We start from the raw sequence: 13,471 nt of genomic DNA on the forward strand, positions 1-13,471 counted from the left end.
CTGCAAGCCAATATTCATGGCAACGAGCAAAAGAAAATGGTCGGTATGGTGTGGCTTTCTTCCGACAAACAGCCAACCAAAACTGGTCTAACAACTTTTTATTTGCCACCTTTTATGTCAGCCCCTGAGTGATAATCGTGGGGTGAATGATTTTGGAGCCACGTATGAACACTATTGCCAACAGCACCCTCCCCTCAACCGTACAGCAGCCCACTTATGATAGGACAGCGCTGAAAAGCCGTATTGTTCACCTTGGTTTTGGCGCATTTCATCGCGCCCATCAGGCACTGCTCACCGATAGGGTATTAAATAAACAAGGAGGTGACTGGGGTATTTGCGAAATCAGCCTGTTTGGTGGTGACGTACTGATTCAAAATTTACGCCAGCAAGGTCATCTCTTCTCGGTACTGGAAAAAGGGGCGCAAGGTAATCAGGCGATTATTGTCGGTTCGGTCTGTGAGTCAGTGCATGCCCGGCTGGATGGCATTATCCAAGTACTGGAAAAATTAGCCGAACCACAAGTGGCTATTGTTTCGCTGACCATTACCGAAAAAGGGTACTGCATCGAACCGGGTACCGGGCAACTGGATCGACAGAATGAGTCTGTTCGCGCAGATCTTGCTATCCCTGAGGCCCCGACCTCAGCTCCCGGCGTTTTGGTAGAAGCCTTGCGCTTACGCCGCTTGCGCGGGTTGCCCCCTTTTACCGTGCTCTCCTGCGATAACATTCCGGAAAACGGCCATGTAGTGAAAAATGCCGTACTGGGTCTGGCCACTGCTCGCGACCCAGAACTGGCCCGTTGGATCAGCCAGAATGTCACCTTCCCTAACACCATGGTCGATCGCATTGTTCCCGCCGCAACCGCCGAAACGTGGCAGGAAATTGCCGATACACTGAGCGTAGCTGACCCTTGCGGTATTGCCTGTGAGCCTTTCATTCAATGGGTGGTTGAAGACAAGTTTGTGGCGGGTCGCCCTGATTGGCAGGTAGCAGGGGTGCAGTTAGTCGATGATGTATTGCCGTTTGAAGAAATGAAGTTACGTATGTTGAACGGCAGCCATTCCTATCTCGCTTATCTGGGTTATCTGGCCGGTTATCAACATATCAATGATTGCATGGCCGACGATAACTATCGCCTGACAGCCCGGCGTCTGATGATGGATGAACAAGCCCCAACCCTACGGGTCACCGGGGTTTCACTAAATGCCTATGCTGACCAATTGATTGAGCGTTATAGCAACCCGGCACTCAAACATCGCACCTGGCAGATTGCTATGGATGGTAGCCAAAAATTGCCACAGCGAATGCTGGATTCAGTACGCTGGCATATACAGCATGGTGGTAGCTATCGTTGTCTGGCATTGGGTATTGCAGGTTGGATGCGTTATGTCAGTGGCGTGGATGACAAGGGTCAAGCGATTGATATCCGTGATCCCATGGCTGACAGCTTTAAAAAATGCGTGGCTAGCAGTGAAGATGGCGCGGCACGCGTAAAAAGCCTGCTGACGCTGAAAGCCCTGTTTGGCGAGACCTTACCGCAACAACCGGAATTTGTTCAGGCCGTGACAGACGCATATCTCAGCCTACAACAGTTTGGGGCGAAAGAAAGTGTGAAGCGTTTGGCACAACAAGCTTAATTTAGCGAGCCTCACAATGAGGCTCATTCTTTCTAATCGGGTTTATGAGCGCAGCCAACACCCCTGTAGCTTCAAGGCCAAAGGGTAAATTATTCTTCGAGTTGATACGGCGCAGACTCAAACAAATAACCATCAAAGTCCGGATGGTCAGCATCTGAAAGTTCCAACAACTTAAGTTTTACATTTTCCAAATGCTGCCACATCGCTTGCTTGGCGGCTTTGCTATCACGGCGCAATACGGCTTGCAGGATTTTCTGATGATCTTCCAGCCATTGCCAGCGGTAGCTGAAATCAAGGGTATGGCTGTGAGCACCTTGCCACATGGCGCTGTTTTTCCGTGTTTGCCAGGCCTCTGCGACCATATTAGCCAGCACGCTATTTTGTGTCGATTGTGCGAGCAGACAATGAAACAGCTCATCAGCACTTTCATCCACTGCACCTGCGGCTAAAGCAGTTTTTTCCTGTTCGATGGCATGACGCATTTTGATAATATCAGCCTTGGTAGCCTGCAGAGCAGCAAAAGCCGCCACTTCACTTTCCAGCAATTGACGGGCTTGCAGCAATTCAAATGGGCCGTAACCACTATCAGTCGCAATAGCAGATTCACCATTCGCTGATATATCGGGCACATTAACCACGTATACGCCCGAGCCTTTGCGCACTTCCACCAATTTCTCCAGCTCCAACATAATCAGTGCTTCACGTACCACACTGCGGCTGACACTGAAACTTTCGGCAATGTCACGCTCAGGCGGTAAACGATCGCCCAAACTGTATTGTCCGCTGATAATTGCTTCACGCAGTCGACTGCCCACTTCCTGATATAACCGCATAACCTTATTTCCTGCATCAGGCATTGGCGTAGAGAATACCAAATTGGCCTGACCAAAGGGTGTCTGAATGAGGGTGAGTATATCATGTGGTTGAACAATATCATTGTGGCTAAATAAGATGATCTTATTCAAGCAGCATCAGGCTATCTAACACGGCTTATCACTGTGATAAGCCGTGTTAGTATGAATAATTCATATTGCCTGAATAAATTAGAGGTAAGTGACGGTCAGAACGCCCAGGCTACGTTGCGGGTTCAGCCATTCCATACGGGAAGACGCTAAATTACCGGGCAATATGCCGCTAAGCGGCATATTGCGTGAGAGAGTTTGTCGACGAGTCAGTATTTTGCCATCACGATAACAACGGGTGGTAATGGTTTGGTCTAATACCGCGGTATCACATGGGCTGTCTACAATGGCACCGGAAAATGTGATGATTCCAGTCGCAGACTGGGTAGATTGTGCACTACTTGCAGCAAAAGAGATCATCCATGAAAACATGATTGCTACGATAATTAATACTCGATAATTGCGCATAACCACCTCGACGCTCATTACTGTCATTTTAAATGATAGAGGATCCCAGCCAGAGTAATGGAAATGATAGAGCATTTTTTATTGCCCTAATCCGTCGATAACTCACTAAAATACCTCGTAGAAGTGAATTATATTGCTTGTCGATATATAACGATTAGGCAGGACTCCTACCTTTCCTAGGAAATATTCTCCATTTGGGCTCTTTTCGTTTAATAATAAGTTTACTCGGTGTTATACCCTCTGCTGAGAGCCGCCTTGAAAAGGAACTTAATGCTGATAAGGTATTGAACAGAAATTTATGCTGGAGACCCCCGATGACAAAAACAAACCTGATTACTGGCTTTTTAGGCTGCGGCAAGACCACCACGATCCGTCATTTACTGTCACAGAAACCACAACATGAGAAATGGGCGGTACTGGTGAATGAATTTGGCGAAATTGGTATTGATGGTGCGCTATTAGCAGACAGCGGTGCGGTATTAAAAGAAATACCGGGGGGGTGCATGTGTTGCGTTAATGGATTACCGATGCAAGTGGGTTTGAATATGCTGCTACAACAGGCAAAACCCGATCGTTTGTTAATTGAACCTACTGGGTTGGGCCATCCCAAACAAATATTGTCATTATTAACCTCCGATATTTACCAGCCATGGATCTCTTTGTGTGCCACTCTCAGCCTGTTGGATGCCCGTCAATTGAGCGACCCACGTTACACCGAAAATGAGAACTTTCGCGACCAACTGGCCGCCGCCGATATTATCGTGGCGAACAAACAGGATACTTACACCACATTGGATTACACCGCATTACAGCAATGGCGTGATCAACAATCGATTTCACGCCCGTTATACTACGCAGAACAAGGGAAAATTGATGTTGCCCTGCTCGATTTACCGCACACTAATCATGACGAATTGCCTGATGGAACACATCACCACAGTTCAACGCGGCAAAAAGGCTTGGCTGCATTAAGTTTGAAAGGAGCCGAACCGTGGCGGCGGGCATTGAATCAGGGGCAAGGTTATCTGAGCTGTGGCTGGGTATTTGATGCTGATACGGTATTTGATACGGTTCCCCTATTAGAATGGGTGCGATTAAATCCAGTAGCACGGGTTAAAGGCGTGATGCGTATTGCCGAAGGAACATTAGTGATTAATCGACAAGGGGCTGATTTACAAATAGAAACACGGCAAATACCGCCACTGGACAGCCGGATCGAACTGATTAGTGCCACCGAGGCTGATTGGAATGTATTACAGCATGAATTACTGAATATTCGATTACGTAAAAAGATATAGTATGCCCCGAATTTTTATTTGTTACCCATTTGTACACTGACAATAGCCAGGCATCGTATGACCCGTCGTAATTTACCGACAATTTTACTGCTCAACCTGCTTGGGATTGCCCTGTTTTTCTCCTGGTATATTCCGGAGAACCATGGCGTGTGGTTTAAGTGAGTTAACCGGTATCCCGACCAAAGATGCATCCGGTGACAGTTTCCCCGGTGACCATGGCATGATGTTGATGATCTTGGCCTGCTTTATGTTGCGCTACTTTTCCCGTGGTGCTTTTGCCATCAGCCCTGCTGATCGTGGTTATTTTCTCGCTGCCACGAGTGATGATTGGCGCGCACTGGTTTACTGATATTGCGGTTGGCTCACTCTCGGTGGTACTGGTTGGAATAAGCTGGATATTAATGACGCCATTAAGTGACAAAATCATTGATGTCATTAACCGGAATCTGCCTGGGGCAAAAAACCAATAACTGCACCGGTGTTATATTGAGGCAAAAAGTCTATTTTTGTCTCTTCCTGCTTTAACGCTCCCCCCTCATTTATTGTTACTAAATGGCTACAAATGCAGCTATTCGCTTTTAATATAAAACCTTACATTATGTTACATACTCTTTAGAAATAATAAGGGGCATAAAAGCTCTCGCCTTTTATTAGTCATTACGGTAATCTCAAAAACGTTTGTGTTCGGATATGGGTCTTTCGCCTCTTGCATGATTAATATTGTGCGTTCTAGCACAGTTATTCAGTTAAGTGATTGTCTAATCGGATCTCAATCAATAATCTCGATTCGTTTGGTTTTTTTGGTAGCGACATCCGTCGTAAGGACAGCAAGGGAAAACAACAACAATGGTCAAGTCTCAACCTATTATGAGATATATTCTGCGGGTAATTCCTGCGGTTGCAGCAGCGGTAATACTATCAGCGTGTAGTTCACCACAGACTTCGGACTTACATAATACGCAAACTGAGATGCGTGCAGTCAATGACAAAGATGGGCTTTTACTGCAAGCCTCTCAGGATGAATTCGAAGCAATGGTGCGCAACGTTGACGTCAAGTCGAAAATTTTAGAACAGTATGCAGGATGGAAAGGTGTTCGTTATCGCTTAGGCGGTAGTAGCAAACGCGGTATTGATTGTTCTGCATTTGTACAAACCACTTTCCGTGAACAATTTGGTATGGATTTGCCGCGCTCGACGTCTGAGCAGCAGGATATCGGCAAGAAAATCCAGCGAACCAAATTGCGCCCTGGTGATTTAGTACTGTTCCGAGCAGGATCGACTGGCCGCCATGTGGGTATCTATCTAGGTAACGATAAATTTGTTCATGCATCGACCAGCGCTGGCGTGACAATATCGAGCCTGAATGAAGATTATTGGAATAAGCGTTATCGCGATGGCCGCCGAGTACTCAGTAGCGGTTCACGCAGTTAGTCAATTTTTATTCCTGTTGTCCGAGATACCAAACGAAACTATAAAACGCTGCCATTGGCCGCGTTTTTTTATTGCCTGAAGGTAGCTCTTGGTACACTTATTTCCAGTACCACTTCTGGCCAGCTTGTAGGAAACGTCTTTTTTGGGCTGGATAGCACGAAACTCAGAATTTTCTCTGTATGATAATACCCGCTTAGCCCAGCATTTTTAGTACCAAGGCATGTCAATCCGCGATTCATCTTTCTAACATGATGTAAATTGTGTGAATAAACTAAAATTTGTTTACCAAAGCGTATTGGCAAAATGCATCGATATAAATGGACTTTGCCTGTTTCCTTTATTTGATGCATTTAAAGAGCATCTTTTATTTATATTGGATGAATATTCAAATGGATAGGCTATTAATGTCAGCAATGTTCATTGGCAAACTGGTGGCGCAGTGTCGCTAACTTAACTTATACTCATAACACTTTACCGATCATGCTGAGGAGCGGCGTAACATGGGTTCAAACAGTGCGTTCTCCCGCAATATTTTATCCAAGCGCCATCAGGTAAAAAATAGCGTCATCTTCGCACTCTGTTTCTTTATTTTTTTTGTCATAATTACGTTGTCATTACTTTATCGCAGCAGCGAACATAAATTGACAGCGCAAAGTGATCACATCATCGCCTATTCGTCTCAGTTTCTTAATGGGCTGACCACCACCATGTCTCAGCTTATCCCATTGAGCCGTAAGAGTTGTGAACAGGCGAGTCCAGCACTTAACTATCAGGCCGCATTTACCAATGGTGTCAGAGCGCTCTTATTAGTTAGGGATGGCATCACTTATTGTTCTTCCGCGACCGGTAATATGCAGGTACCTGTTAATGTGTTATATCCTAAAATTAATGTATCCCAGCCGCTAGATTTTAAAATTCAGCAAGGCACCCCGATGATGCCGAGTAAGCCGGCAATTGGAGTATGGTTACGTGAAGCTGGGCGCGGAAATACCGGAGTGTTGGTTACACTGGAATTAACCTTACAGCCCTATTTGTTACTGAATGGCGCTGATCATGAAGTGAACGGTTTAGCCATTATTATTGATGAGCGCGCGGTAACGACTTTTAACGCTAAAGTCATACCTATCAGCCAGTTACCCGTACAGTCCTCACATGAGGTCCAATTACCCGGCTACCCGATTAAAATATTGATTTATCATAACAGCCTAACTGCAAATGATATTCGTATGACCCTGTTGGGAGGTTTGTTACTTTCAGGTCTGGTCGGTATCCTCGCTTATTATATTTTAATCACCAGGCAAAGTGCCGAGGCTGAAATTTTGCGCGGTATACGACGTGGTGAATTCTTCGTTGAATATCAGCCGGTATTCCGCTCACACGATCGTACAATAACAGGTATGGAAGCACTTATTCGTTGGCAACATCCCATCGAAGGGCGTATTTCTCCGGATCTCTTTATTCCCTATGCAGAAGCTCAACATCTGATTCAACCACTGACCCGGCATTTATTTGAATTAATCATCAGAGATAGCAAATTAATGGCAAGCTCTGTCCCGGTCGGGACCAAACTTGCCTTTAATATTTCGCCGATCCATCTGGCTGATGATGAATTCCGCAAGGACGTATCTCAAATGTTAAAAAAATTAAATACCGAGATCTTTGCTCCAGTATTTGAGATTACCGAGCGGGGCATGGTTGAGGAAGAATTGGCGATTAAGCAATTTGCCTGGCTGCGTTCTCAAGGAATACAAATCGCCGTCGATGACTTTGGTACCGGCCACAGCGCCCTGATCTATTTAGAACGTTTTACTTTAGATTATATTAAAATTGATCGTGGTTTTGTCAGCACCATAGGTATTAATACTGTAGCAGCACCGGTATTAGATGCAGTATTAATGTTAGCCAACAAACTCAATATTGAAACTGTTGCCGAAGGTGTCGAAACGGAACAACAGCTCCAGTATTTGACACAGCACGGTGTTAAATACCTGCAAGGTTATTTACTCAGTAATCCGTTGTCTGTTAAGGATTTAGTCGAATTTTGTAATAAAAAAAATTAGTAACAAAAAACGAATTGGCTTAATGTTTGCTTTACTCATGAAAACTGGTAATTTCAATTAGTCAGGATATGAGATTATTATCTGAATGAAATTCGGGAGATCACCACTAATATGTCGTTACGCCTACTTGCTGCCTTGGTACTTTCAGCCCTGAGTTTTAGTCTACAGGCTGAAACCATCAAAGAAGGTGTTTCTTTTGCCATACTGGGCGAACCTAAGTATTCATCAGATTTTAGCCATTTCGATTACGTGGATCCGGCAGCACCTAAAGGTGGAGATATCACGCTGTCCGCCATTGGTACCTTTGATAACTTCAATCGTTATGCATTACGTGGCAACGCGGCTATCCGTACTGAAAGACTGTATGACTCGCTGTTTGGCACCTCAGACGATGAGATTGGCAGTTACTACCCATTAATTGCCGAGTCCGCGCGTTTTGCCCCAGATTTCCATTGGATTGAAGTGGATATCAACCCTCGCGCCCGTTTTCATGATGACACTCCCATCACCGCGCAAGATGTCGCCTTCACTTTCAATAAATTCATGACCGAGGGGGTACCGCAATTTCGCATCGTCTATAAAGACGTGAAGGTAAAAGCGATTTCCCGCCTGACGGTGCGTTTTGAATTCCCAGAACCCAATAAAGATAAAATGTTAGGTTTGTTTGGCTTGCCGGTACTGCCTGCACATTTCTGGAAAGACCACAAACTGAGTGATCCGTTGAGTAAACCGCCGGTAAGCAGCGGCCCTTATCGTATTGGTAAATATAAGATGGGCCAGTTTATTACTTATGAGCGGGTAAAAAACTACTGGGCCGCTAACCTACCGGTTAATCGCGGGCAGTACAATTTTGACACCATCCGGTATGATTATTATTTAGACGATAAAGTGGCGTTGGAGGCTTTTAAAGCCGGTGCTTTTGATTTCCGCGAAGAAACGTCGCCGAAGAGCTGGGCCACTCAATATGTCGGGGGGAACTTTGCGAAAAACTATATTGTTAAACAAGATATTGTCGATAACTCCGCGCAAAACACCCGCTGGCTGGCGTTTAACGTCCAGCGCCCTATTTTTAGCGACCGACGAGTTCGTCAGGCACTGACACTGGCGTTTGATTTTGACTGGATGAATAAAGCCTTTTATTTCAATAGTTATCAACGTACCAGTAGCTTCTTCCAGAATACCGAGTACGCAGCAAAAGGTTATCCGGACAGTGCCGAGCTGGCTTGGCTAGCCCCCCTCAAAGGTAAAATACCCCCAGAGGCGTTGACTCAAGTTTATCAGCCACCACACACTGATGGTAGCGGTGACTCACGGGATAATCTGTTAAAAGCGCGCGAGTTGCTGAGCGAAGCCGGTTGGGAAGTGAAAAACCAGCAGTTGGTCAACAGCAAAACCGGTCAACCTTTTGTATTTGAATTGCTGTTACTGAATGGCAGTAATTTCCAATATGTTCAACCGTTCAAACATAATTTACAGCGCTTGGGCATAACCATGAATATCCGCGAGGTTGATAGCTCACAGTTTGTTAATCGCCTGCGCAGCCGGGATTACGATATGATCCCCACGGTTTACAGTGCATTCCCTTACCCTAGTCCAAACCTGCAAATCTTGTGGAGTTCTGCTTATATTGATTCCAGTTATAACGCATCTGGCATTAAAGACCCGGCCATCGACCAGTTGATCACGCAGATTATCCAGCATCAGGATCAACCTGAGGCGTTGCAGTCTCTGGGTCGGGCGCTTGACCGGGTGTTGACCTGGAATCATCTGATGATCCCGATGTGGTACTCCAACCATGGCCGTTTTGCTTATTGGGATAAATTCTCGATGCCGGCTGACAGGCCCACCTATTCGCTAGGATTTGATAGCTGGTGGTTTGATGTCAATAAGGCAGCTCGCCTGCCAACAGAACGTCACTAGGGGGCGGTTGTGGGTGCATATCTGTTACGGCGGCTATTGCTGGTCATTCCCACGCTGTGGGCGATTATTACTATCAACTTTTTTATTGTGCAAATTGCACCTGGTGGGCCGGTTGATCAGGCCATCGCCAATATTGAACTGGGTCACTCCAGTGGCTATACCGCAGGGGGCGGTGACGGCGGATTAGGTGGCGCGAAAGTCGGCCTGAATGCGGCACAAGTGGGTGACAGTAGCTATCGAGGCTCACGCGGCTTAGACCCAGAAGTCATTGCCGAAATCAAGCAACGCTTCGGCTTTGATAAGCCACTGCATCAACGCTATTTCGATATGCTCTGGAGCTATGTGCGCTTTGATTTTGGTGACAGTCTGTTCCGTGGCGAATCTGTCATGTCATTAATTAAACATAGCCTGCCGGTTTCTATCTCTCTTGGGCTATGGAGCACGCTAATTATCTATCTGGTCTCCATTCCATTGGGGATTAAAAAAGCGGTGCGCAATGGCACTGCTTTCGATACCTGGAGTAGTACCTTAATTATCATCGGCTACGCTATCCCCTCGTTTCTGTTTGCGATTTTACTGGTGGTGCTGTTTTCTGGTGGCAGCTATTTCGATCTGTTCCCCCTGCGTGGGCTGGTGTCCAGTAACTGGGATACGCTACCCTGGTACGGCAAGATAACTGACTATTTGTGGCATATCACCTTGCCCGTTCTGGCTACCGTCATTGGCGGGTTCGCTACCCTGACGATGCTAACTAAAAACGCTTTCCTTGATGAAATCCGTAAACAATATGTAGTTACCGCCCGCGCCAAAGGGTTGCCTGAAGAAAAAATCCTGTATCGCCATGTATTCCGCAATGCCATGTTACTGGTCATCGCCGGTTTCCCAGCCACCTTTATCAGTATGTTTTTCACCGGTTCGCTGCTGATTGAAGTGATGTTTTCACTCAATGGGTTGGGGCTACTGGGTTATGACGCCACCTTACAGCGTGATTATCCTGTGATGTTTGGCACTCTTTATATTTTCACCCTGATTGGTTTGCTGTTAAATATCCTCAGCGATATCACTTACACCTTGGTTGATCCACGGATTGATTTTGAGGGCCGCCAATAATGATAAGGTTAAGTGCGATTAATCAGGCCCGCTGGGCGCGCTTTTGCCATAACCGCCGGGGTTACTGGTCGCTGTGGATCTTCCTGACACTGTTTATTATCAGCTTGTTTGCCGAGCTGATAGCCAATGACAAGCCGCTGCTGGTGAGCTATCAAGGCAAGATTTACATGCCCTTTATGGCCAATTACAGTGAATCAACCTTTGGCGGTATTTTAACCACCGCAGCAGATTATCAAGACCCATACGTGATTGGCCGGATTAATGACCATGGCTGGGCCATTTGGGCCCCTATCCGCTTTAGTAATAACACCATTAATTTCGCCACTGAAGTGCCCTTCCCCTCACCACCAAGTCGCACTAATTTACTGGGCACCGATAGCACCGGCGGTGATGTATTGGCCAAGGTAATATATGGATTCCGTATCTCGCTATTATTCGGCCTGACATTGACCCTATTCTCCAGCGTGATTGGTATCTGCGCCGGGGCAATACAAGGTTATTACGGTGGCAGAGTTGACCTGTGGGGCCAGCGATTTATTGAAGTCTGGTCGGGTATGCCAACACTGTTTTTAGTGATTTTGTTGTCCAGTATCGTGCAACCTAATTTCTGGTGGCTGTTAGCCATCACCGTGATTTTCGGCTGGATGGGATTGGTGGGTGTGGTACGGGCGGAGTTTCTACGTACCCGCAATTATGACTATATCCGTGCGGCGCGCGCCATGGGAGTACCTGACAGAGTTATTATGTCTCGTCATATGCTGCCAAATGCCATGGTCGCAACACTGACCTTCTTACCCTTTATTTTATGCGGTTCGATCACCACGCTGACCTCCCTGGATTTCCTCGGTTTTGGCCTGCCAATGGGCTCACCGTCATTAGGCGGACTATTATTGGAAGGCAAAAATAACCTTCAGGCCCCCTGGCTTGGGATCACCGCATTCCTGGTATTGGCCGTGCTGTTATCTCTGTTGATCTTTATTGGCGAAGCCGTGCGCGACGCCTTTGACCCAAGTAAGGTGTACTGATATGGCGACATCTCCACTCCTGGATATTCAAAATCTCAGCGTTGCATTTCGTCAGGCAGGCATTGAACGCCAGGTTGTCACTGAGCTGTCATTACAAATAGATACCGGTGAAACATTGGCGCTGGTTGGGGAATCCGGCTCAGGCAAAAGTGTCACCGCATTGTCAATATTACGGTTATTGCCCTCGCCACCGGTGATTTACCCTACCGGCGATATTCTGTTCGCGGGTAAATCACTGTTGCATGCCGATGAGCCGACATTACGCGGAATTCGTGGCAATCAGGTTTCAATGATTTTTCAAGAGCCAATGGTGTCACTAAATCCGTTGCACACCATTGAAAAGCAATTGGCAGAAGTGCTGTCGCTGCATCGAGGCATGCGCAGGGAGGCCGCCAGAGTTGAGATTATTCACTGTCTCGACCGAGTAGGTATTCGCAATGCTAAGGATCGACTGGCCGATTTCCCGCATCAGCTTTCCGGCGGGGAACGCCAGCGGGTAATGATTGCCATGGCCGTGTTAACTCAACCCAAATTGTTGATTGCCGATGAGCCAACTACCGCGTTGGATGTCTCGGTACAGGCTCAGATTTTGAGTTTGCTGAAAGAGTTAAAGCAAGAGATGGGGATGAGCTTACTGTTTATCACTCATAACCTGAATATCGTCCGTCGGCTGGCAGATAACGTGGCAGTGATGCGTGAAGGACGCGTGGTTGAGCTTAATACCCGTCAGGCGCTGTTTAGTGCACCGCAGCACCCTTATACCCGCCAGTTATTGGATGCTGAGCCACAAGGCGACCCGCTGCCTCTTAACACAGACCAAGAGCCACTGCTCAAAGTAAAAGGGTTACAAGTGGCCTTTGCTGTCAAACGGGGTTTATTGCGGCGAACAGTCTCTCATCATTATGCGTTGAAAGATCTCAGTTTTGATTTAAAACCCGGAGAAAGTCTGGGATTAGTCGGTGAGTCCGGTTCAGGAAAAAGTACCACCGGGCTGGCATTACTGCGGTTGCTGCCCTCAAAAGGGGAAATTTGGTTCAGTGGTCAGCCGCTACACAATTTCTCACCAAAACAGATGCTCCCTTACCGCAGCCGCATTCAAGTGGTGTTCCAGGATCCTTACTCGGCACTTAACCCGCGTTTGAATGTTCAGCAAATTATTGCCGAGGGGCTGGAAGTTCATCAGAAACTCAGTGCGATACATCGTGAACAGCGGGTCATTAAAGCTATGGAGGAAGTCGGATTGGATCCGGTTAGCCGTTATCGTTATCCGACTGAATTCTCTGGCGGGCAGCGTCAGCGCATTGCCATTGCCCGGGCCTTGATCCTGCAACCGCAGTTGTTGATCCTCGACGAACCCACTTCGTCACTGGATAAATCGGTACAGGCACAGATTCTGGCCTTACTGAAATCCCTCCAGCAGCGTCATCATCTCAGCTACCTGTTTATCAGCCATGACTTACAAGTGGTGCGTTCGCTGTGCCATCAAGTGATTGTATTAAGGCAGGGGGAAGTGGTAGAGCAAGGTGACTGTCAGGCCATATTCGCGGCACCTAAACAGCAATATACCCAGCAATTGCTGCAATTCGCAGACTAGTCTGGTGCACATCAGGTATCAAGGCA

Annotated in this window: 10 protein-coding genes and 1 pseudogene; 9 read left to right on the top strand and 2 right to left on the bottom strand. The window is 46.8% G+C overall.

Annotated features, from left to right (window positions below; all coding sequences use genetic code 11):
- The first annotated feature begins 164 nt into the window (after nucleotides 1–164).
- Nucleotides 165–1,637, top strand: a complete 1,473-nt coding sequence (locus tag AEP37_RS12190) for a mannitol dehydrogenase family protein (protein WP_049613564.1) — start codon at nucleotides 165–167, stop codon at nucleotides 1,635–1,637.
- Nucleotides 1,638–1,726: 89 nt separating this feature from the next.
- On the opposite strand, the gene AEP37_RS12195 is transcribed toward AEP37_RS12190, so the two are convergent.
- Together AEP37_RS12195 and AEP37_RS12200 are read right to left on the bottom strand one after the other, a co-directional pair.
- Nucleotides 1,727–2,470 carry a GntR family transcriptional regulator gene (locus AEP37_RS12195; protein ID WP_049613565.1) on the bottom strand — a complete coding sequence of 248 codons (744 nt, stop codon included), beginning with the start codon at nucleotides 2,468–2,470 and terminating at the stop codon, nucleotides 1,727–1,729.
- A 210-nt stretch (nucleotides 2,471–2,680) separates the two neighbouring features.
- On the bottom strand, nucleotides 2,681–3,007 hold the full coding sequence (locus AEP37_RS12200; RefSeq protein WP_049613604.1) for a fimbrial protein: 327 nt from the start codon (nucleotides 3,005–3,007) through the stop codon (nucleotides 2,681–2,683).
- Nucleotides 3,008–3,321: 314 nt separating this feature from the next.
- Here AEP37_RS12200 and AEP37_RS12205 point away from each other — a divergent pair, with 314 nt between their 5' ends.
- The 8 genes and pseudogenes from AEP37_RS12205 (at nucleotide 3,322) to yejF (ending at nucleotide 13,445) form a co-directional block, all read left to right on the top strand.
- Nucleotides 3,322–4,305 (top strand): CobW family GTP-binding protein, encoded by a 984-nt coding sequence (locus AEP37_RS12205; protein ID WP_049613566.1) that lies wholly within the window; start codon nucleotides 3,322–3,324, stop codon nucleotides 4,303–4,305.
- A 57-nt stretch (nucleotides 4,306–4,362) separates the two neighbouring features.
- Nucleotides 4,363–4,775 (top strand): annotated as a pseudogene (locus AEP37_RS12210) (phosphatase PAP2 family protein).
- 376 nt (nucleotides 4,776–5,151) lie between these two features.
- A complete protein-coding gene (gene mepS, locus AEP37_RS12215; RefSeq protein ID WP_049613567.1) occupies nucleotides 5,152–5,736 on the top strand; it encodes a bifunctional murein DD-endopeptidase/murein LD-carboxypeptidase in 585 nt (194 codons plus the stop codon).
- A gap of 500 nt (nucleotides 5,737–6,236) precedes the next feature.
- The gene (locus AEP37_RS12220; RefSeq protein ID WP_049613568.1) at nucleotides 6,237–7,796 is read left to right on the top strand and encodes a cyclic di-GMP phosphodiesterase; all 1,560 of its coding nucleotides are present in this window, start codon (nucleotides 6,237–6,239) and stop codon (nucleotides 7,794–7,796) included.
- Nucleotides 7,797–7,907: 111 nt separating this feature from the next.
- Nucleotides 7,908–9,716 carry an extracellular solute-binding protein gene (locus AEP37_RS12225; RefSeq protein ID WP_049613569.1) on the top strand — a complete coding sequence of 603 codons (1,809 nt, stop codon included), beginning with the start codon at nucleotides 7,908–7,910 and terminating at the stop codon, nucleotides 9,714–9,716.
- Between the two features lie 9 nt (nucleotides 9,717–9,725).
- Complete coding sequence (locus tag AEP37_RS12230; RefSeq protein WP_049613570.1) at nucleotides 9,726–10,826, top strand: microcin C ABC transporter permease YejB; 1,101 nt, start codon at nucleotides 9,726–9,728, stop codon at nucleotides 10,824–10,826.
- Entirely contained in the window at nucleotides 10,826–11,851 is a 1,026-nt protein-coding gene (locus AEP37_RS12235) for an ABC transporter permease (protein ID WP_049613571.1), read from the top strand. Before AEP37_RS12230 ends, AEP37_RS12235 begins: the two co-directional genes overlap by 1 nt.
- Nucleotide 11,852: 1 nt before the next feature.
- Complete coding sequence (yejF, locus tag AEP37_RS12240; protein ID WP_049613572.1) at nucleotides 11,853–13,445, top strand: microcin C ABC transporter ATP-binding protein YejF; 1,593 nt, start codon at nucleotides 11,853–11,855, stop codon at nucleotides 13,443–13,445.
- Nucleotides 13,446–13,471: the final 26 nt, after the last annotated feature.

Origin of the sequence: Yersinia pekkanenii, assembly GCF_001152565.1 — a bacterium.
GTDB classification, from domain to species: domain Bacteria; phylum Pseudomonadota; class Gammaproteobacteria; order Enterobacterales; family Enterobacteriaceae; genus Yersinia; species Yersinia pekkanenii.